Source organism: Cryptosporangium japonicum (assembly GCF_039524755.1).
In the GTDB taxonomy this organism is placed as follows: Bacteria; Actinomycetota; Actinomycetes; order Mycobacteriales; family Cryptosporangiaceae; genus Cryptosporangium; species Cryptosporangium japonicum.
The window spans coordinates 1-20,808 of sequence record NZ_BAAAGX010000039.1 but is presented as its reverse complement, the minus strand read 5'-3'; the positions used below and the strand labels follow the sequence as shown (position 1 = coordinate 20,808).

At 70.5% G+C, this 20,808-nt stretch carries 20 protein-coding genes; 18 read left to right on the top strand and 2 right to left on the bottom strand.

Features of this window, described 5'->3' with window-relative positions; translation table 11 throughout:
- Positions 1 to 46 precede the first annotated feature (46 nt).
- Positions 47 to 742 carry a LuxR C-terminal-related transcriptional regulator gene (locus ABD437_RS38990; RefSeq protein ID WP_344654022.1) on the bottom strand — a complete coding sequence of 232 codons (696 nt, stop codon included), beginning with the start codon at positions 740 to 742 and terminating at the stop codon, positions 47 to 49.
- 183 nt (positions 743 to 925) lie between these two features.
- Here ABD437_RS38990 and ABD437_RS38985 point away from each other — a divergent pair, with 183 nt between their 5' ends.
- The 18 genes from ABD437_RS38985 to ABD437_RS38900 all read left to right on the top strand — a co-directional run bounded on the left by ABD437_RS38985 (position 926) and on the right by ABD437_RS38900 (position 19,087).
- Positions 926 to 1,615, top strand: a complete 690-nt coding sequence (locus ABD437_RS38985) for a hypothetical protein (protein WP_344654019.1) — start codon at positions 926 to 928, stop codon at positions 1,613 to 1,615.
- 105 nt (positions 1,616 to 1,720) lie between these two features.
- Complete coding sequence (locus ABD437_RS38980) at positions 1,721 to 2,575, top strand: Fpg/Nei family DNA glycosylase (RefSeq protein WP_344654018.1); 855 nt, start codon at positions 1,721 to 1,723, stop codon at positions 2,573 to 2,575.
- 202 nt (positions 2,576 to 2,777) lie between these two features.
- Entirely contained in the window at positions 2,778 to 4,358 is a 1,581-nt protein-coding gene (locus ABD437_RS38975; protein WP_344654017.1) for a sugar transferase, read from the top strand.
- A 45-nt stretch (positions 4,359 to 4,403) separates the two neighbouring features.
- Positions 4,404 to 5,609, top strand: a complete 1,206-nt coding sequence (locus ABD437_RS38970) for a sensor histidine kinase (protein ID WP_344654016.1) — start codon at positions 4,404 to 4,406, stop codon at positions 5,607 to 5,609.
- Positions 5,603 to 6,355: a LytR/AlgR family response regulator transcription factor gene (locus ABD437_RS38965; RefSeq protein ID WP_344654021.1), complete on the top strand. Its 753-nt coding sequence runs from the start codon at positions 5,603 to 5,605 to the stop codon at positions 6,353 to 6,355. The genes ABD437_RS38970 and ABD437_RS38965 overlap by 7 nt, the downstream gene beginning before the upstream one ends.
- The gene (locus ABD437_RS38960) at positions 6,346 to 6,732 is read left to right on the top strand and encodes a DUF485 domain-containing protein (RefSeq protein WP_344654015.1); all 387 of its coding nucleotides are present in this window, start codon (positions 6,346 to 6,348) and stop codon (positions 6,730 to 6,732) included. Before ABD437_RS38965 ends, ABD437_RS38960 begins: the two co-directional genes overlap by 10 nt.
- A gap of 2 nt (positions 6,733 to 6,734) precedes the next feature.
- Positions 6,735 to 8,450 (top strand): sodium/solute symporter, encoded by a 1,716-nt coding sequence (locus ABD437_RS38955; RefSeq protein WP_344654020.1) that lies wholly within the window; start codon positions 6,735 to 6,737, stop codon positions 8,448 to 8,450.
- 163 nt (positions 8,451 to 8,613) lie between these two features.
- Complete coding sequence (locus ABD437_RS38950) at positions 8,614 to 9,339, top strand: class I SAM-dependent methyltransferase (protein WP_344654014.1); 726 nt, start codon at positions 8,614 to 8,616, stop codon at positions 9,337 to 9,339.
- A gap of 51 nt (positions 9,340 to 9,390) precedes the next feature.
- Positions 9,391 to 9,951: a DoxX family protein gene (locus ABD437_RS38945; RefSeq protein WP_344654013.1), complete on the top strand. Its 561-nt coding sequence runs from the start codon at positions 9,391 to 9,393 to the stop codon at positions 9,949 to 9,951.
- Between the two features lie 144 nt (positions 9,952 to 10,095).
- Positions 10,096 to 10,566 carry a DUF485 domain-containing protein gene (locus ABD437_RS38940; protein WP_344654012.1) on the top strand — a complete coding sequence of 157 codons (471 nt, stop codon included), beginning with the start codon at positions 10,096 to 10,098 and terminating at the stop codon, positions 10,564 to 10,566.
- Positions 10,563 to 12,272, top strand: coding sequence for a solute symporter family protein (locus ABD437_RS38935; protein ID WP_344654011.1), 1,710 nt, complete (start codon positions 10,563 to 10,565; stop codon positions 12,270 to 12,272). Before ABD437_RS38940 ends, ABD437_RS38935 begins: the two co-directional genes overlap by 4 nt.
- A 130-nt stretch (positions 12,273 to 12,402) precedes the next feature.
- Positions 12,403 to 13,374, top strand: a complete 972-nt coding sequence (locus tag ABD437_RS38930; protein WP_344654010.1) for a UDP-glucuronic acid decarboxylase family protein — start codon at positions 12,403 to 12,405, stop codon at positions 13,372 to 13,374.
- Between the two features lie 27 nt (positions 13,375 to 13,401).
- Positions 13,402 to 14,619: an LCP family glycopolymer transferase gene (locus ABD437_RS38925; RefSeq protein WP_486304012.1), complete on the top strand. Its 1,218-nt coding sequence runs from the start codon at positions 13,402 to 13,404 to the stop codon at positions 14,617 to 14,619.
- Between the two features lie 253 nt (positions 14,620 to 14,872).
- Positions 14,873 to 15,424, top strand: coding sequence for a hypothetical protein (locus ABD437_RS38920; protein ID WP_344654008.1), 552 nt, complete (start codon positions 14,873 to 14,875; stop codon positions 15,422 to 15,424).
- A gap of 18 nt (positions 15,425 to 15,442) precedes the next feature.
- Positions 15,443 to 15,790, top strand: a complete 348-nt coding sequence (locus tag ABD437_RS38915; RefSeq protein WP_344654007.1) for a rhodanese-like domain-containing protein — start codon at positions 15,443 to 15,445, stop codon at positions 15,788 to 15,790.
- Between the two features lie 72 nt (positions 15,791 to 15,862).
- A complete protein-coding gene (locus ABD437_RS38910; RefSeq protein WP_344654006.1) occupies positions 15,863 to 16,708 on the top strand; it encodes a glycerophosphodiester phosphodiesterase in 846 nt (281 codons plus the stop codon).
- Positions 16,709 to 16,723: 15 nt separating this feature from the next.
- Positions 16,724 to 18,199 (top strand): sensor histidine kinase, encoded by a 1,476-nt coding sequence (locus ABD437_RS38905; RefSeq protein WP_344654005.1) that lies wholly within the window; start codon positions 16,724 to 16,726, stop codon positions 18,197 to 18,199.
- 36 nt (positions 18,200 to 18,235) lie between these two features.
- A complete protein-coding gene (locus ABD437_RS38900; protein ID WP_344654004.1) occupies positions 18,236 to 19,087 on the top strand; it encodes a DUF5926 family protein in 852 nt (283 codons plus the stop codon).
- Here ABD437_RS38900 and ABD437_RS38895 read toward each other — a convergent pair.
- Complete coding sequence (locus ABD437_RS38895; protein WP_344654003.1) at positions 19,074 to 20,321, bottom strand: arginine deiminase; 1,248 nt, start codon at positions 20,319 to 20,321, stop codon at positions 19,074 to 19,076. The two genes, ABD437_RS38900 and ABD437_RS38895, sit on opposite strands and share 14 nt — an antisense overlap.
- Positions 20,322 to 20,808: the final 487 nt, after the last annotated feature.

Genomic DNA, 20,808 nt, shown 5'->3' with positions numbered 1-20,808 from the left:
AATGATCGACCTCGCCACCCTCACCCTCTGGCTTTGAGGACAGGCCCTAGGGGCCACCCGGCCGGACCAGGCCGCTCTCGTAGGCGAAGACGGTCGCCTGCACCCGGTCGCGCAGGCCGAGCTTGCCGAGGATTGCGTTCATGTGCGTCTTGACCGTGCTCGTGGTGACCACCAGCGCGGCGGCGATCTCGCCGTTCGACAGGCCCTTGGCGACCAGCCGGAGAACGTCGCGCTCGCGCCGGGTGAGCGAACTCAGCCGCGCGCCCGACCCGGGCTGCCTCGGTGGTGCGGCGAACGCGGTCGCCAGCGTGCTCGTCGCGGCGGGGCTGCTCGGCACCGCGCCCTCGGCGGCGCGGAGGATCACCTCGAGGACGGTGCTGCGCCGGGCGTCGGCGCGCAGGAAGCCGATGGCTCCGGCGCGGAGCACGGCGCGCAGCTCGGCGTCGGGAGGCCCGGCGGCCAGCGCGATCAGCCGGCTCGGCCGCCCGGCGGCGTCCATCACCTCGCGCGCCATCAGCGCGGTCAGGTCGGGCCGGCCCGGGAACCGCCCGACCAGGACGACGTCCGGCTGAGCGCGGTCGAGCAGCCCGAGCCGGTCCCGGCCGGCCACCTGGTCGGTGAGAACGTCGAAACTCGGCTCCGACTCGAGGAGACCCGCCGTCCGGTGCAGTCCCGGATCCCGATCGCCACCGACCACCGCGATCCGGGCTCGGTAGCGCTCCGCGGGCCGGGTACGTGGCATCACCGGCGCAGCGATTGGGTCACCCCCGTCTGGTCGTTTTCGCCGTCCGATGCGTACCACATTGGGAGGTGATCTGCGCGTACTTCCCGCCACTATCTGTTACTTATCGGTCGTGTCGCGTTACCAACCGAAGGTTCGGGCGTTGAGCTGTTCGTGTGGCGGGGAAACGGAACCGGACGTCGGGTGGCCGTGCTGAGTGCACTGGCCGTTCCCGCGTTCCTGCTCGGTGCCGCGATCGCCGAACCCCCGTCCGGCGCGCACGACACCGTTCGAGCCGAATCCGCGCCCGGTCGCGCGGCGCTCGACGCCGGCCCGTCGGCCTCGCCGGCGGTGTCCCCGGCCGGGAAGAGCCGCGCCCGGGACGCCGCCGTGGCGCCCGCCGCCACGTCGCCACCACGGAACAGTGGCGACGTGGCGGCCAGGCTCACCGTGCGGATCGTCGTTCCGGACGGCCCGTTCACCACCGACGAACTGGTGCGTTTCCGCGTGCGGTGGTCGGACGGCAGCGGCCGCTACGCCGGTCTCACCGAGAGCTGGGGCGACGGCACCGCCGCCAGCTCGGCCGAGGTGGTGAGCTGCACGGGGCAGCCGGGGGCGCACGCCGACGAGCTCACCACCACGCACCGGTTCCCGGCCGGCCGCTTCCGGGTCCGGCTCACGGTCGCGACGGCCGACTGCCACGGCCGCACCGAGGAACGCACCGCCGAGGTGACGATCCAGGTCGACGCGCCGACCGTCGAGCCGCAGACCGATACCCAGACCAGCGCACCGGCCCAGCCGTCGCCGTCCTCCGAAGCCCCGTCACCCGGTCCGGACGCGTCCTCCGGCGTGCCGCTGCCGCTCCCCACCGTGGAGCCTCTCGTCAGCCCGTGAGCGGTGGTAGCCCTTCCTCCGTACCGCCGAGGCCGACCGCACCGATTCGGACACGCCGTAGGGGTCCGCGCGCGATGAGTGGATGCGCGAGGGCAGACTGAAGGTGTGCCCGAGCTACCGGAGGTCGAGGCGCTCGCGGCCTACCTGCGCGAGCGGGCGGTCGGCCACGCCATCACGCGGGTCGACGTCGCCGCGATCGGGGTGCTCAAAACCTACGATCCGACGCCGCTCTCGCTGCACGGCGCGGTGATCACCGGAGCCACCCGGCACGGCAAGTTCCTCGACCTCGACGTCGGGGGCATCCACCTGGTGGCTCACCTCGCCCGCGCCGGCTGGTTGCACTACCGCGACAAGCTGCCGCCCGCGCCGCCGAAGCCCGGCCGCGGACCGATCGCGTTGCGCGTGCACCTCGACGACGAATCCGGCTTCGACCTCACCGAGGCCGGCACGAAGAAGAGCCTGGCCGTGTACCTGGTCCGCGATCCGAACGAGGTGCCCGGCGTCGCGCGCCTCGGGCCCGACGCGCTGGCGGTCTCCGAGGCGGAGTTCACCGAGCGTATTCGGAGCCATCGCGGCCAGATCAAGGGTGTGCTCACCGATCAGACCGTGATCGCCGGTGTCGGAAATGCTTATTCCGACGAAATCCTGCACGTCGCGAAGCTTTCTCCGTTCGCGATCGCGAGTCGCTTGAATGACGAGGAGATCGCTCGGCTGTACGGTGCTCTCCGATCGGTCGAGAGCGACGCCGTCGAGCGCAGCATCGGCCAGGGTTCGGCAACGCTGAAGGCGGAGAAGCGCTCCGGGCTGCGTGTCCACGCGCGGACCGGTTTGCCGTGCCCGGTGTGTGGAGACCTCGTTCGCGAGGTTTCGTTCGCCGACCGGTCGCTGCAGTACTGCCCGACCTGCCAGACGGGTGGCAAGCCACTCGCCGACCGCAGAATGTCCAAGTTGATCCGGTGAAGTCCATGCAGTCAGTAATGAGTCCCACCAGTCACCGGTGTCCCTGGTTTCGCACCAGGGGAAGGAGCGCTACCGTGCTTCATCCGACGGGTGACCGAAGTGGGGAGTGGACCTTCGTGCGGTCGAGGCGACAGTCGTGACCCAGCGCGCTGAGCGGACACCGTCACCTACTTCACAGCCAACTTCTACGAAGAACGGCCGTATGCCCGACCTCGCCGCTCCACCCGCACCTTCGGCTGTCGCCCCGCCGTCAACCATCGCCCCTGTTCCGGTCGAGCCTCCGGAGGCGGTCGCGAACGCGCTGGCGCCGACTCTGGAGAGCAGCCTGGTACTCGAACCCGGGGGTGTGCAGCGCTCGCCCCGTACGCGGAGCGGCACCCGGCACCCGCGTTGGGCCAACCGGTACCGGTGGCTGCTGCTCCTGCTCGACTTCCTGAGCTGCTCGGCGGCGGGCTGGTTCGTCATCAACTCCTACGACCAGGCCGGCTCCGGCTTCTTCGACCGGGACGTCCTGAACTGGACCGCGCTGGTCATTCTGCCGGCGTCCTGGGTCCTGACGCTCTGGGTGCACGGCGCGTACGAGAGCCGGTACCTCGGCCTCGGTCCGGACGAGTTCAAGCGCGTGGTCAAGGCGATCATCACGCTCACCGCGATCGTCTGTTTCCTGGCGTTCACGCAGAAGGCCGACCTGTCGCGTCTGTCGGTGGGCACGGTGCTGCCGCTCACCGCGGTGGTGACGCTGCTCGTGCGATTCGGGACGCGCAAGGTGCTGCACGTCGTGCGCAAGCGCGGCCGGGCGTCGCAGCGCATCCTGCTGGTCGGCACCCTCGGCGAGGCGCTGTCGGTCTACCGGATCACCACCCGCAACCCGAACGCCGGCCTGGTGCCGGTCGGCATCTGCCTCACCGAGCCCACCACCGAGGTGGCGTCGCTGCCGATCCCGGTGTTCAACGGCAAGGTCGAACCGCTGGACCGGGTGAAGCAGGTCGGCGCCGACACGATCGCGGTCTGCGGTGCCCGCGGCGTCACGCCGGACGCGCTGCGCCGGCTCGCGTGGCAGCTCGAGGGCAGCGGCATCGAGCTGGTCGTCGCGCCCGCGCTCACCAACATCGCCGGTCCCCGGGTGCACATCCGCCCGGTCGAGGGCCTGCCGCTGCTGCACGTGGAAGAGCCGACGATCTCCGGTGTCGGCTGGCTGCTCAAGGGCCTGCTCGACCGGCTGGCCGCGTTCGTCGGCCTGCTGCTGATCTCGCCGATCCTCGGTGCGGCGGCGCTGGCGATCAAGATCTCCGACCCCGGCCCGGTCTTCTTCCGGCAGGCCAGGGCCGGCCGCGGTGGCGAGACGATCCGGGTCTGGAAGTTCCGGACGATGTACGTCGACGCCGAACAGCGCCTGGCCGAGCTGCTCGGCAGCAACGAGACCGACGGACTGCTGTTCAAGATGGCGAACGACCCGCGGATCACCCGGGTCGGGCACTTCCTGCGCAAGACCTCGATCGACGAGCTGCCGCAGCTGATCAACGTGCTGCTCGGCGAGATGTCGCTGGTCGGGCCCCGCCCGCTGCCGGTGAAGAACGAGGAGTTCAACGGGGACGTCCGGCGCCGGATGCTGGTGCGGCCGGGCATCACCGGGCTCTGGCAGGTGTCGGGGCGGTCGAACCTCTCCTGGGAGGACGCGGTCCGGCTCGACCTGTACTACGTCGACAACTGGTCGCTCGCGTTCGACTTCATGATTCTCTACAAAACGCTCTTCGCTGTCATGAAGCGGGACGGGGCGTACTGACCGGTTCGCTCGCGCGGCCTACGTCACACCCCCCATCATGAGCGGATGAGCAGCGCCGCTCCCGTGTCCCCGACCGCGGGTGCCGTCGCCGCGGTCGTTCTGGTTGCGGTCCTGTTGGGCGTCGCACTGGTCCTGCGGTCGCGGAAGCGACGGGTCATCGCGACGCCCACCCAGCGGGCGACCTACCAGGTCTTGCACGTGGCGAGCCTGGCCGCGCCGCCGCTGCGGTCGGGCCTCACCGAGGCGACCGCCGCGAAAGCGATCCGTCCGCTGCACCAGCTGCTCGGCGGCGCCGCGGTCGGCCTGGTCGCGCCCGACCGGGTGCTGGCCTGGGACGGCCCGGGCGAGCACCACGCCCCGGCCGTGTTGAAGGCGCTCGAAGGCACCGGGCGGGTCGTCGCGCTGCATGCCGAGGACCTGCTCTGCGACCTCCTCGAATGCCCGGTCCGCGGCGCGGTCGTGGTGCCGCTGTCGACCGGCGAGGACATGGCCGGCGCGCTGGTCGCGATCGTCGACACCGACCCGGTGCCCGGCCTGGTGCGTGCCGCCGTCGAGACCGCCGACTGGGTGTCCGCGCAGCTGGCCTTCGCCGAGCTCGACGTCTCCCGCGAGCGGCTGGCCGAGGCGCAGTTACGGGCGTTGCGGGCGCAGATCAGCCCGCACTTCATCTACAACGCGCTGTCCGCGATCTCCGCGCTGGTCCGCACCGACCCGGAGCGCGCGCGTGAGCTGATCGAGGAGTTCGCCGAGTTCGTCCGCTACAGCGTCCGGGCGCACGGCGAGTACACGACGCTCGCGGAGGAGCTGCGCTCGATCGACCGGTACCTACTGATCGAGCGGGCCCGCTTCGGCGAGCGGCTCCAGGTGCGTCTGCAGGTCGCGCCCGAGGTGCTGCCGGTCGTCGTCCCGTACCTGTGCCTGCAGCCGCTGGTGGAGAACGCGGTCCAGCACGGGCTGGCGGGTAAGGCCGGCACCGGGACGGTCAGCATCGTGGCGTCCGACGCCGGGTCGGAGTGCCTGATCAGCGTCGAGGACGACGGCGTCGGCATGGACCCCGATCAACTCAAACGCACCGACGACAACCGGAGCGCGCACGTCGGCCTGACTAATGTGGACGACCGATTGCGCTCGGTGTTCGGACCGGGCTGCGGCCTGGTCGTCGAGACCGCGCCGGGCGCCGGCACGAAGGTGAGCATGCGGGTACCGAAATTCCAGCCGGGAGTCCGAGTGGTGAGTGGGTGGGCATCGTGAAGGGACTCCGCGTCCTCGCCGTCGACGACGAGCCGCTCCAGCTCGACGAGCTCGCGTATCTGCTCCGCGGCGACCAGGGTGTCTCGGAGGTCGTGACCGCCGGCGACACCACCGAGGCGCTCCGCCACCTGCGCGACCGGGGCGTCGACGTCGTGTTCCTCGACATCCGGATGCCCGGTCTGGACGGCATGGAGCTGGCCCGGTTGCTCGGGCGCTTCGCGTCGCCGCCGGCCGTGGTGTTCGTCACCGCGCACGACGATCGCGCGGTGGACGCTTTCGACCTCGGCGCCGCCGACTACCTGCTCAAACCGGTGCGTGCCGATCGGCTGGCCGAAGCCGTCCGACGCGCGGCGCGGGCGCGGGTGGCCAGCACCGGTCCGCAGCCCCAGCCCGAGACGGGCGCCGACGACGTGATCCCGGTGGAGCTGGCCGGCACCACCCGGATGCTGCCCCGTTCGTCGGTGCGGTGGGTCGAGGCGCACGGCGACTACGCCCGGCTGCACACCGCGGACGGGAACCACCTGGTGCGGGTGCCGCTCTCGCTGCTCGCCGAACGCTGGGCCGACGCCGGGTTCGTCCGCATCCACCGCTCGTACCTGGTGGCGCTGCGGGTCATCGCCGAGCTGCGGCTGGGCTCCAGCGGGTACGTGGTGGTCGTGGACGGCCGGGAGTTACCGGTCAGCCGCCGGCACACCCGTGAGCTCAAGGATCGTCTGGTGCGGGCCGCGAAGACGGGATGGCGCTGACCGTGGAAGAGAGCAGTCGTCCCCAGCGCGTCCGCGTCGTGCTCGGCGACATGCCGCAGGCGCGACGCACCCCGCCGGTGCGGGCCGAGCTCGACCAGCAGACCGGCGTCGGCGAAGTGCTGGTTCGCGGGCTGGTGCGGGCGCAACTGGGGCTCGCGGTCCGGATGGCCGCGCTGGTCGCGCTCACGGTCGGCTCGCTGCCGCTGGTGTTCGCACTCTTCCCCGGGCTGGCCGAGACGACGTTGTTCGGCATCCGGCTGCCGTGGCTGCTGCTCGGTGTCGCCGCCTACCCGCTGTTCGTCGGCGCCGGCTGGATCTACACCCGGGGCGCCGAGCGCAACGAGCGCGACTTCGTCGAGTTGGTCGAGAGATCGTGACCGTGAACGTCGCCGGCTTGGTGGCCGTGGTCGCCGTCACCCTGGCGACGATCGCGCTCGGGCTCTACGGCGTCCGCCTGGCCCGCACCACCAGCGACTTCCTCGTCGCCAGCCGCGCGGTGAGCCCGACCTGGAACGCGGCGGCGATCAGCGGCGAGTACCTGTCGGCGGCCAGCTTCCTCGGCATCGCCGGTCTGGTGATGAAGAACGGCGTCGACATGCTCTGGTACCCGGTGGGGTTCGCCGCCGGGTACCTCGCGCTGTTGCTGTTCGTCGCCGCGCCGCTGCGCCGCTCCGGTGCCTACACGCTGCCGGACTTCGCCGAGACCCGGCTCGCCTCACCCCGGCTGCGGTCGCTGACGACCGCGTTCGTCGTCTTCATCGGCTGGTTCTACCTGGTGCCGCAGCTGCAGGGCGCCGGGCTGACGCTCGGCACCGTGACCGGCGCGCCCTACTGGGTCGGTGCGGTCGGGGTCGCGATCGTCGTCACCGCGAACGTGGCCGGCGGCGGCATGCGCTCGATCACGTTCGTCCAGGCGTTCCAGTACTGGCTCAAGCTCACCGCGATCGTGTTCCCGGTCGCCGTCCTGCTGCTGGCCTGGCAGGCCGATCAGCGGGCCGAGCTCGCCCCGCCGACCGCGCCGGTGTTCCGGGCCGCGACCGACGTGACCGTCCGCACGCCGGTGCGCGTCGAGGTGGCCCAGCCGGTCACGATCCAGGCCGACGGCCGGATCGACGGCACTGACCGGACGGGCACGACCACGCTCGCCGCGGGCACGCACGAGATCGGTCCGGCCACGGTCACGTTCCCGGCCGACGCCGCGGTGCCCCACCTCGTCGGCCTGGCCGCGCGGAACGGCACCAGCTGGCTCACCCCGTCCACCACCGGGGGATCCGCGCTGTTCGGCGTCTACTCGCTGATCCTCGCGACGTTCCTGGGAACGATGGGGCTGCCGCACGTCCTCGTGCGCTTCTACACCAACCCCGACGGCGCGGCCGCCCGCCGCACGACGCTCGTCGTGCTGGGCCTGCTCGGCACGTTCTACCTGTTCCCCGCGCTGTACGGCGCACTCGGCCGGGTCTACACGCCGGAGCTGTTCATGACCGGCAACACCGACGCGGTCGTGCTCGTGCTGCCCGGCGCGATGCTCGACGGGTTCGCGTCGTCGCTGGTCGGCGGCCTGGTGGCGGCGGGTGCGTTCGCCGCGTTCCTGTCGACGGCGTCGGGGCTGCTCGTCTCGGTGGCCGGTGTGCTCGCCGCCGACGTGCTCGGCGCGCCCGACGTCAGCCGGTCGGCCGGTTCGGTCGCCGGGTTCCGCTGGGCCGCGGTACTGGCCGGAGCGGTGCCGACGGTGCTCGCGCTGCAGCTGCACGGCCTCGACGTGTCCCAGGTGGTGGGACTGGCGTTCGCGGTGGCCGCCTCGAGCTTCTGCCCGCTGCTGGTGCTCGGCATCTGGTGGCGCGGGCTGACCGACCTCGGCGCGGCCGCCGGTCTGCTGGTCGGAGGGGGTGCTGCGGCCGTCGCGGTGCTGCTGGCGGTGGCGGGGCCGACGCTCACCGGATGGCCGGCCGCGCTGGTGGCCCAACCGGCGGCCTGGACGGTTCCCCTGGCCTTCGCGGTGATGGTTACGGTGTCCATGGCGACGCGACGCAGAATTCCCGGGAACGTCGGCGCAATGATGCTTCGACTACACGCTCCAGAGTCGCTCCGTCACTGATAGTTGCGATTCACCGATCGTTTCGAGGAATAGCCTCCTGTGCCCCAGAATGGTGATTCCGTTAGGGGCGCGACCCGAGAGGACGGGAACCATGCACCGTTTCCGCGATACCACCCAGGGTGGATCCGTGCGGCGCACCGGCCGTTCCCAGCTATCCGAAGGGATGCGTGCGCAACACGATCCGCTGACCGCGGGGCTGCCCTGGTACGGCTGGCTGTTCGACCGCATCCTCGTCCACACGCCTGACGTCGCGGCGGTGCTGGAGGTCGGCGCCGGTGCCGGGTTGCTGTGGACGTACAACTACGACCGCTTACCGATGGCCTGGTGGGTCTGGCTCACCGACACCAACCCGGACGTGGTCACCGAACTGCGTAACGCGGTCGACGGCGCGCCGCAGGTCACCGTCGCCCAAGGCGACCTCGCCGACCTTCCGCTCGGCGACTCGGCGTTCGACACCGTCGTCGCGAACCACCTGCTCGAAGTGCTCGACGACCCGATGCCCGCGCTGGACGAGTTCGACCGGGTGCTCCGGCCGGGCGGGTCGATCGTGCTGGCCGCGGACGGCCCCACGCACCTGATCGAGCTCGACCGGCTGCTGGCCGGGCGGGTCGAGGGCTGGCGTCCGTTGGACGTGCCCCGCTTCCACCTCGGCAACGGCGCGCTCGTGCTGGCCGAACGGTTCGCCGGGGTGCGTCAGGAGCGGTTCGCCGACGGTTTCCGGCTGCTCGATCCCGACACCGTGATGATGCTGCTGGCCGCGGTCTGCGGACGGCGGCTCTCGGTCGAGCACGCCGCGGAGATCCGGGCCGAGGTAGCCGCCGTCATCGACCGCGACGGCCACTTCCATCTCACCACCGACACCGGCCTTTTCGTCGCCACCGCGCATTAGTGGGCTCCCGGCTCAAGCTTTAGATGCCCGCTTCGCGGGCATCTTTTGGAGATGACACCGGTACGCTTCGCTGCCCGCACGCTGCTGGGCTACACGTTCGTCCGTGGGGGCTACGCCGCTCTGCGTGACCCCGGAGAATCCGCGGAAGCCGTTCGGCCGCTGGTCGAGCGGGTCTCCAACCAGTTCCCCTCGGTGCCCAAGGACCCGGCCACCGTGGTGCGCGCCACCGCGGCCGTCCAGATCCTGGCCGGTACCGCGCTCGCGTTCGGCCGCGCGCCGCGCCTGTCGGCGCTCCTGCTCGCCGGTTCGCTCGTGCCGGCCGGCGGCATCCTTCCGCACAAGTCGGCCGACGCCTCGCCGGAGACCAAGGCCAGGCAGCGCGCCGAGTTCGAGAAGAACCTCGCCGTCCTCGGTGGCCTGGTGCTGGCCGCCGTCGACACACAGGGCCGCCCGAGCCTGTCCTGGCGGGCCCGACGTGCGGCCAAGGACGCCCGCAAGGCGACCGAGCACGCCGCCAAGTCGGCCCGGAAGTCGACCGAACACGCGGCCAAGTCGGCCCGGAAGTCGACCGAGCACGCCGCCAAGGTCGCGCGCGAGAAGCTCCCCGTCTGATCCCGACCGCCGGGCGCTGTGACCCAGGCCACTGAGCGCAGCCGCGTGACCGCTCGTCGCAACTAGCTGCACACACAGCGTCCGGACCGGTCAAGCACCTCTAGCGTGCGGGCACCCCACTCTGATCACCGGGGAGGTGCCCGCATGTCCACCGATGTCCAGCCCACGGACGCCGACGCTCCTGACGAACGAGCTGCCCGCGCGCTCGCGATGCAGGCGAGTCCGGAGTTCGCCGAACTTCGCCGCACGATCCGCCGCTTCATCTTCCCGATGACCGTGGCTTTCTTGGCCTGGTATCTGCTCTACGTCCTGCTGTCCGCCTACGCGCGTGACTTCATGGCCAGCAAGGTCGTCGGCAACATCAACGTCGCGCTCGTCTTCGGCGTGCTGCAGTTCGTTTCGACGTTCCTCATCGCCTGGCTCTACTCGCGCTACGCGTCGCAGCGGTTCGACCCGCTCGCCGAGCAGATCAAGGCCGAACTCGACGCCGAGGCGGCCCCGGCCGCCACGACGACCACGACGACCACTACGCCCGCCCCGACCGCCTCGGAGACCAAGGCGGCCAAGGACGCAGAGACCACCAAGCCCGCCGCGTCCGGGGAGGCAGCTGAATGACCGTCGACACGATCCTCGCCGCCGAGGCGAGCGGTACGAGCTCCGGCGCCAGGACGCTCACGATCGTCCTGTTCCTCGTGTTCGTCGCCGCGACGCTCGGCATCACGATCTGGGCCAGCCGCCAGACCCGCACCGCCACCGACTTCTACGCCGGTGGCCGCAGCTTCTCCGGCTTCCAGAACGGCCTGGCCATCGGCGGCGACTACATGTCCGCGGCGTCGTTCCTCGGCATCGCCGGCATCATCGCGCTGAACGGGTACGACGGCTTCCTGTACTCGATCGGTTTCCTCGTGGCCTGGCTGGTCGCGTTGCTGCTCGTCGCCGAGCCGCTGCGTAACTCCGGCCGCTTCACGATGGCCGACGTGCTGTCGTTCCGGATGCGTCAGCGCCCGGTCCGCACGGCGGCGTCGCTCTCGACGATCGTCGTCTCGATCTTCTACCTGCTCGCGCAGATGGTCGGCGCGGGCGCGCTGGTGGCCCTGCTGCTCGGCATCAAGGCCGGGGAGACGTTCCTCGGCATGACCGCCGACACCGCCAAGATCGTCACGATCGTGCTGGTCGGCGCGCTGATGATCGTCTACGTGACGGTCGGCGGCATGAAGGGCACCACCTGGGTGCAGATCGTCAAGGCCGCGCTGCTGATGACCGGCGCCGCGCTGATGACGCTGCTGGTGCTGTGGAAGTTCAACTTCAACATTTCGACGATGCTGGGCGAGGCCGCCGAAGCCTCCGGCAAGGGCCAGGCGTTCCTCGAGCCGGGTCTGCGCTACGGCGTCGAAACCGCGGGTGACGCGACCAAGACGCTGATCAGCAAGCTCGACCTGATCAGTCTCGGCCTCGCGCTGGTGCTCGGCACCGCCGGTCTCCCGCACATCCTGATCCGCTTCTACACGGTGCCGACCGCACGGGCCGCCCGGACGTCGGTCAACTGGGCGATCACGCTGATCGGCATCTTCTACCTGATGACGCTCGCGCTCGGCTTCGGCGCCGCGGCGCTCGTCGGCGGGAAGGCGATCGCGGCCCAGGACGCGGCCGGTAACACCGCGGCACCACAGTTGGCCGAGGAACTCGGCAAGGAGTACGCCGGCAACGGCGGCGGCGCGGTGCTCCTCGCGGTCATCGCGGCGGTGGCGTTCGCGACGATCCTCGCCGTGGTCGCCGGTCTGACGCTGGCCTCCAGCTCCTCGCTCGCGCACGACTTCTACGCGAACGTCATCAAGCGCGGACAGGTCGACGAGCGCAAGGAAGTCAACGTCGCGAAGATCTCCGCGTTCGTGATCGGTGCGATCTCGATCGTCCTGGCGATCTTCGCGCAGCAGCTCAACGTGGCGTTCCTCGTCGCGTTGGCGTTCGCGGTGGCGGCGTCGGCGAACCTGCCGGCGATCCTGCTCTCGCTGTTCTGGAAGCGGTTCAACACCACCGGCGCGACCGCCGGCATCTACGGCGGTCTGATCGCCGCCGTCGGGCTGGTGTTCTTCTCGCCGGTCGTGTCGGGCAAGGGCGTGAGCCCGACCACCGGCAAGAGCCTGTCGCTGTTCCCCGCGGACGTGGACTTCCACTGGTTCCCGCTGGACAACCCCGGTCTGGTCTCTATCCCGATCGGGTTCGCCTGCGCGATCATCGGTACGTACCTGTCCAAGGAAAGCGACAAGGACAAGTGGGCCGAGCTCGAGGTCCGGTCGCTGACCGGCTCCGGCGCGGTCTGAGGTTCTTCCCCGCCACGCGGCGGCGTTCCACCCCTCGTCCGGGAGGGTGGGGCGCCGCCGCGTTGGTTTCTCCGAGGGCTGGGTACTCTGGCCCAACCACAGCCGACACACCCGGGGCGGTCGCACGCAGATGGCACAGCGGTACGGAACCGGCGACCGAATCTTGTTGACGGGCGGCGCCGGGTTCGTCGGTTCCCATCTCAGCGACGCGCTGCTCGCGCGTGGAGCCGAAGTCGTCGTCGTCGACAATTTCCTGACCGGTAGCCGCGAGAACATCGCGCACCTGGTCGACGAACCCCGGTTCACGCTGGTCGAGGCCGACGTGATCGACGGTCTCCCGGTCACCGGCCGGTTCGACGCTGTGCTGCACTTCGCCTCGCCGGCGTCGCCGACCGACTTCGAGAAGCTCGCCTTCGAGGTCATGAAGGTCAACTCGGCCGGCACGTTCCACTGTCTGGAGCTCGCCCGCGAGCAGGGTGCCCGGCTCGTGCTGGCGTCGACGTCCGAGGCCTACGGCGACCCCGAGGTGCACCCGCAGCCGGAGACCTACCGGGGCAACGTCAACCCGATCGGTCCGCGCTCGGTCTACGACGAGGCGAAGCGGTTCGCCGAGGCCGCGGCCGCCGGCTACCGCCGCATCCACGACGTCGACACCGGCATCGTCCGGATCTTCAACACGTACGGGCCGCGGATGCGCCCGGACGACGGCCGGGCCATCCCGACGTTCGTGTCGCAGGCGCTGGCCGGCGCACCGATCACCGTGCACGGCACCGGTGGCCAGACGAGGTCGATCTGCTACGTCTCCGACCTGGTCGACGGCATCCTGGCGATGCTCGACTCGGCCGAGCCGGGCCCGGTGAACCTGGGCAGCGAGCACGAGCTCACAATGCGCGAGCTGGCCGAGACGATCGTCGAGCTCACCGGGTCGCGGTCCACGATCAGCTACCTCCCGCGGCCCACCGACGACCCGGAACTGCGTCGTCCCGATCTCACCCGGGCCCGTGAGCTGCTCGGCTTCGCCCCGGCGGTGAGCCCGGCCGACGGTCTGGCCCGCACGATCGAGTGGTTCGCAACTGTCGCTTCCCCGACGTCAGCGCTCTGACCAGGTAAAACGCCTCCTCGCGGTGCGGTGGTACGTCAGCGCGACAACAGTTCTCCTCGACGGCCGTCTATACGCTGGATTTCGCCCGGAACCGGCGATACAGCGAAAGACGACCCCCCAAAGCGAGGAGCACCCCCCGTGGCGCGCACCGAACCCCCCGCGTCGAAACCACGCGTCACCCGAGGAACCGTTTACGGCGCTCCCGGCGCGCCTCCGACGCCCCGCAAGGCCAAGCCGCGCTGGGGCCGCATTGCCCTCGTGATCGGTGGTCTGGCCGCCGTGATCGTCCTCGTCGTGGCCGGCTGCGGCTACGCGTACGTCACCAACCTGGACGAGAAGCTGCACCGCACCGACGCGTTCTCCGGTCTCGACGACCGGCCGGGCAAGTCGGTCAGCGGGACGCAGAACATCCTGTTCCTCGGCTCGGACTCCCGCGACGGCGCGGACTACGACCCGAAGGGCTCCCCGAAGACCGGCGCCGCGGGCAAGAACGAGCGCAGCGACGCGATCATGGTTCTGCACATCCCGGCGGACCACAAGAAGGCGTACATCATCTCGATCCCCCGGGACACCTACGTGTCGGTGCCCGAGTTGGACGGGCACGGTGGCGCTCGCGCCAAGATCAACGCGGCGTTCTCCTGGGGCGGTATCCCGCTCACCGTGAAGACCGTCGAGAACTTCACCGGCGTCAAGATCGACCACGTCGTGAAGATCGACTTCAACGGCTTCAAGGACATGACGAACGCGCTCGGCGGCGTCGACGTCACGGTCAACAAGACCGTCACCGACCCGCGCAGCAAGCGGACGTTCAAGGCCGGCGTGAACCACCTGGACGGCGACGCCGCGCTCGACTACGTCCGCCAGCGCTACGGTCTGCCGAACGGCGACTTCGACCGCGTGCAGCGTCAGCAGATCTTCCTGCGGGCGCTGATGCAGAAGGCCACCGACTCCGGCACGCTGAGCAACCCGGTGAAGCTCAAGAGCTTCCTGGACGCCGCGACCAAGTCGCTGACCGTCGACAACGACTTCTCGCTCAAGGACATGGCGTTGGAGTTCCGCAGCCTGCGTCCGGGTGACATCTCGTTCATCACGTCGCCGCACAAGGGCTCGCAGAACATCGACGGGCAGAGCGTCGTGGTCTCGGACAAGGAGAAGGCGATCGCGCTCTGGGGCGCGGTGGAGAAGGACACGGTGGCCGACTGGCTCGCCGCGAACCCGGCCAACAACGCGACCAAGGGTCGCTGAGCGTTCACCAGGACGGCCCGTCGACACCTCGTCGACGGGCCGTTGCTCGTTGTTACGGGCCTAGACGTAGCGCAGTGAGGATCGGTTCAACTAATCAGCCGAACGCATCGACAATTCGGTCGTTCGCATCGTGCTGTCCCGCTAACTGCCAACTGTCTGGGCGAAAACTACCCCGGGGTAGTGCTGAGTCGTTACAGTACTGGCGTCCTGGCAGTCTCCTGACCGTCGCTCGAGAGGACGCACCGAGGCCACCGTGGGTAGGCACGCGAACGGCGATACGCCGACCGGAGTTCTCTTCGTCAAACCCGAAGACCCGAAGTTCCGTCGGGCCGCGGGTGGGCGCAAGACCGGCAAGATCCCGAGGATCAAGCCGGCCGCCGCCGATACCGGTTTTCTGCCGGCTCAGCCGGCGCCGTCCACGCCCGGTGCGTCGACGGCCGTGATCCCCGCGCAGCGGCGATCACCAGAGCAGGCCCGGCCACCGCGGGTCGCGGTCGCGGTCTCCGTGCCGAGCCCGCGCGTCCCGCCGCAGCGCGGCCCGGTCAGTGGCCCGCCCGTGCAGCAGCAGCGCCGCCCGGTTCCCCAGGTGCAGATGAACATGCGTCTGGCGCCGCCGCCGATGCGGGCCCCGCTCCAGGAGCCGGAGGACGAGTCGCCGCGGTCACTGCCCACGTGGACGAAGATCTGCGTGGTGCTGGGTGCGGTGCTGATCCTGGTCGGGTTCGGCGGGCTGGGCGCCGCCTACGCGGTCAACCAGCAGGCGGGTCCCACGTCGGCGGGCACCAGCGAGCTCATCCAGCGCTGAAGCTGACAGAATTACCGCATGGTGCAGCCGTCGATTCCCGCAGACGTTCCCGATGTCACGCCCGACTCCCTCGGAGACGACATTTACCTGCTCGATGTGCGTGAGCAGGACGAGTGGGACGCCGGCCACGCGCCGCACGCCCATCACATCCCGATGTACGAGATCCCGCAGCGGCTGGCCGAGGTGCCGACCGTCGGCGACGTGGTCGTGGTCTGCCGGGTCGGTGGGCGCTCGGCGCAGGTAGCCGCGTACCTGGCCGCGCAGGGTTGGGAGAACGTCGCGAACCTCGACGGCGGGATGCTGGCCTGGGAGCGGTCCGGACGGGCCGTCGTCGCCGACACGGGTTTGCCCGCTCGCGTACTTTAAGTTCACCAAGATGTGACGCAGTGTTCCTGGGCGCACCCGACGTGACTCCCGGCACTCCGCTATCTTTCGGCCGTGCGATCCGACGGCCCACTGGTCGTAGCCCATCGAGGGTCTTCTTATCTGCTCGCCGAGCACACTCTGGCGGCTTACGAGAAGGCACTCGCCGAAGGTGCGGACGGCCTGGAATGTGACGTTCGGCTGACCCGCGACGGTCACCTCGTCTGCGTCCACGACCGCCGGCTCGAGCGGACGTCGAACGGACGCGGCGCGGTCAGCGACCGGTCGTTGCAGGACCTGCATTCGCTCGACTTCGGCGGGTGGAAAATCGACCTGCCGGACTCGGCCGACGCGCTCGTCACCTACGACCGGTCGTACCTCGACGACAAGATCCGCGACGCCGAGCGCCGGGTCCTGACGTTCGATCGACTGCTCGAACTGTTCGTCGACTCGGGCCGGCAGGTGCAGCTCTACGTCGAGACCAAGCACCCCACCCGGTGGGGCGGCCTGGTCGAGCAGCGCGTCGTGGCCAGCCTGCGCCGGTTCGGGCTGGTGCCGCAGCGCCGCTCCCCGGACGTCGCCGACTCCACCGTCGTCGTCATGTCGTTCTCGCCGATGGCGGTGCGGCGGCTGCGTGAGCTGGCGCCGACGCTGCCCGCGGTGATGCTGTTCGACGGCATCCCGCGGCTCTACCGCGAAGGCACGCTGCCTTTCGGCGCGACGATCGCCGGACCGGGCCTGCACGTGCTGCGCTCCAAGCCCCGCTTCGCCGAACGCATCCACGACGCCGGCAACCAGCTCTACGTGTGGACCGTCGACGAGCCCGACGACATCAAGTTCGTCGTCGAGCTCGGCGCCGACATGATCGCCACGAACCGCCCGGCGGACCTGCTGAGCCACCTGGAGCGCGAGGTCGGCTAGAGGCACGATGGAACCGTGCTGCCATCGCTGGACGCCGCGGAAGCGTTCCGGTCCATCACCCGGATCCTCGACGACGTCGCCGGGCGGCCGGTCGAGCTGCCCGCCCTCCGACGCGTGCTGGACGCGCTGGTGGAACTGGTCGGCGGAGTGGGCGCCGCGTTCCTGCTGAGCGAGCCCGGTGCGCTGCGCGTCGTCGCGGCCGGCGAGAGCGTCAGCTGGATGGCCGGTCTGCGGTTACCGCTGTCCGGCTCGTCGCTGACCCGCCTGTTCGGCGGCCCGCACCGCACGATCGAGTTCGGCCCCGACGACGCGACCCCGCTCATCCGCGACGACCTGCGTGAACACCACTGCGACTGGATCCTGATGACGCGCGTGGTCCGCCGTTTCGGGCCGCTGGGTGCGCTCGCCGTCGCGCTCGAGTCGCCACGCGGCGGCCGGCTGGAGACCGAGCGTGCCCTGCTCGAATGTCTCGCCGCCGGGGTCGGCGCACTCGCGACCATGCGCCCCGACCGGCTGCCCGAACCGATCGGCACGGTCGCGGCCGCCGTGCCGGAAGGGCTCGCGGTCGTGGACGTCGGCGGGCTCGTCCAAGCCTGGAATCCCGCGGCGGAGGAGGTCACCGGTCGTTCCGCGCGGGAGATGCTCAACGAGTGCCTGCCGTTCCCGGTGCCGGCGCCCGGCCAGGTCCGCCAGCACCGGCTGCCCAACGGCCGCTGGATCGAGGCCCGCTGCGCCGCGCTCGACACCGCCCGGCGCGTCGTGACGTTCTACGACGTCAGCGAGGCCCGGCGGCAGGAGGAGGCGCAGAACCTCTTCCTCGCGACCGCGAGCCACGAGCTGCGTACGCCACTCACGATCGTCCGCGGCTACGCCGACACGCTCGTCCACCGGTGGGACCAGCTCGACGACGCCGGGCGTCGGGGTGCCGCCGAGGTGATCGGCGCGCGCAGCAAGCAACTCGCGGAGCTCGTCGACCGACTGCTCAGCGGTGACCGCGCCGGCGGCACCCCGCCGCAGCCGTTCGACCTGCACGCCGCGCTGGGGGTCGCGCTCGCCTCCGCGCCCGCGAGCGAGGACGGCCACCGGCTCCGCGTCCGGATCCCGGCGACGCTACCGACCGCGGCCGGTGAGGCGGACACGATCCCGACGATCGTCACCGAGCTGCTGACGAACGCGTACAAGTACTCGCCGGACGGGGGCGACGTCGAGATCACCGCGGGTGCCGACGCGGCCTCGGTCTGGTTCCGGGTGGCCGACCGCGGAATCGGCGTACCGGCCGAGCAGACCGAGTCGGTGTTCACGCGGTTCTGGCAGGTGGACCGCGGTGACCAGCGACGATTCGGCGGCGTCGGGCTGGGCCTGTACATCATCCGGCAGCTGCTCGACCGGCAGGGCGGCTGGGTCTCGCTCCACCCGCGCGAGGACGGCGGTTCCGTGGTCGAAGTGCGGTTCCGCCGTGCGGGGCACCCGACTGTCGGACCCTCGTCGTAGGCTCCTGCCGACCGAAGTCAGCAGTGAGGAGCGGTTGTGGGCAAGCGGGGACGCGAGAGGCGCGAGAAGAAGGTCCGGGACGTCTTTGTCGGACGTCCGTTCGAAGGGCTGGCCACCGAGGCGGAGTGGGTCGCGCTCCGGGAACTGGTTCCGGCGGCCACCGCGCCACTGAAACTCGCGGACCACCCGGATCGACCGGTAGTGCTGACCACGGTGCTGCCGATGGCACTCCCGGCCCTGGTCAAGCCGGATGGCCGGATCTTTCTGTCGGTGCAGATGCCGGCTCGATCAGGCGACCTGAGCCGCGATCTGGCCGCCGTGATCGAAGACGCGTTGCGCGCCGAACCCGGCAACTACGTCGGGGCCTCCGGCCTTCCCGGCCCCGGTCCCCGCCTCCAGGACCTGCTCGCCGCCGACGGGCACCTCGACGTCACGGTGCACCCCACGTTCGACTACTGGCTGGACGAGCCCCGCCCGGACGACCCGGAGATCACCTCGAGCCTCGAGCAGGCGAACTCCTCGATCCTCCCGACGGTTCCGGTCACCACCGCACCGGCCGCGTACTGGTGCCAGGTGACCGAGAAGGCCCACCTGCGCTGGGTGCTGCCCGAGGCCGAAGACACCGCGCTCGACGCGCTCGCCCGCCTGCAGGCCGCCGGTGACCTGGCGCTCGGCTCCACCGGGCGCTACGTCGGGGCCTTCCGGGCGCACGGCCTGCTGGCCCCGGTCTGGGACCTGCCGCACGACCCGGAGCCCGCGGAGTACGAGCAGCCGCTCGCCGATCTCGCCAAGCGCTACGCCGACGCCGTGTCGGTCACCGATCCGCTGAACGCGGCCGAGCGCCGCGCGCGCGATGGTCTGCGCGGGCGGCAGCTCACCCTTCGTTAGATCGGAGCGGGTCGCGGACGATCGGGCAGGACATGCACCTGGGCCCTCCGCGACCCGACCCGAGCTCGCTGCCCGGGATGCGGATCACTTCGATGCCGGCGTCCTCCAGCTGGGCGTTGGTCTCGACGTTCCGCTCGTAGGCCACCGCCAACCGGGGCGCGATGCACAGCGTGTTGTTGCCGTCGTCCCACTGCTCGCGCTCGGCGGTCACAGGGTCGAGGCCGGTCGGGATCACCCGCAGCCGGTCCAGCCCCATCGCTTGCGCGGCCGCGGCCAGGAACGGCACCGGGCCGCTCACCGCGGGTTCGCCGTCGGTGCCCGCCGTCAGCCGGTACGCCATGAGCGTGTCGGCGACGGCCGGGTACGCGACCACCGCGTCCAGGTCCACCATCGTGCAGACCGTGTCGAGATGCATCGTCGCGCGTTGCTGCGCGATCGGAACCGCGAGCACGGTGTGCGTGGTGCTGGCCCGACCGTCGGCGAAGAGCCGGTTCGCGAGCCGCTCGGCGCCGGCGGGTGTGGTGCGCTCGCCCACCCCGACCGCCACCACTCCCGGCGCCAACAGCAGCACGTCGCCACCTTCGAGCGGTTCGAGGTCACGGCCGTAGAGGGACGGCGATCCGGCGAAGCGTGGATGCCAGCGGTAGATCGTGCCGGTGATCGTGCTCTCCCGGAGCCGCGCCGGCATCGCCATGCTCGTCACCGCGGAGGCACCGCCGATCCACACGCTCGAGTCGCGGGTGAAGAGCGTGTTCGGCAGCGGTTCGACGACGAAGTCGTACTCGTTCATCAGCTGGTACGTGAGCCCGGTGCCGTTGCGGAGTTCCTCGTGCGCGAGGCCCGCGATCACGGTCGCGGCGAGGCTCTCGGCGTCGAGCTCCTGGAGATGGTCGGCCACTCGGCGCCGGAGCGTGTCGCCCCAGCGCCGGTCACCGAGCAGCGACTCGGAGATCTCTCTGCGCGCCCCCGGGTCGGCGAGCGCTTCGGCGAGCAGCTGATCGACGTAGAGCACCTCGACGTCGTGCGCGCGAAGTGCCTCGGCGAACGCGTCGTGCTCCTCCTGGGCTCTGGCCACCCAGGGGATGCCGTCGAAGAGCAATGAACCGTTGTTGCGTGGGGTGAGTCGTCGGAGCTCCGGGCCCGGTCGGTGGAGCATGACCGTTCGGAGCCGGCCCACCTCACTGTCGACGTAGGGCCGGGGCCGGTCGGTAAGGGGTAGCTCGTGGTCTGACACGCCGGAAGGTTACCCAGCGGTTACCCGTTCCATCACGTGGGACGGTCGGCTGCCATCTCGCGGCGGATGTGACGGGTGAGGCGGGGGTTAGGCGCCACCAACTGGCCGGTTGCGACGGTGGGCCAGCCTCTGACCAGCCGATTTGCAGATGCGGATGGGCTCTGCCTAAAGTTCTGCCTGTCGCCGCGAGCGGGTCGAAAGATTCACCGCAGCGACGCGGAACGGAAACCAGCGTATGCGGGTGGACGAACCGCCGGGCGGTTGCTGAACTGACACGGAAACTTCTTCGAAGAGCCGGGTTGACGAAGCGAGACCGACCGAGGTAAGTTGGAGGGGTTGCTGCGGGCGGAGCGGCGCGGACGAAAGTCCAGCGGACCGCGAATCCGACTAGATGCAGCCAACCACAAGAAGGAAGCCCTGAGTGAAGCCTTAGCGGGCGGATCCGGTGCGCGTGTGTTGTTTGAGAACTCAACAGTGTGTTTGAAAG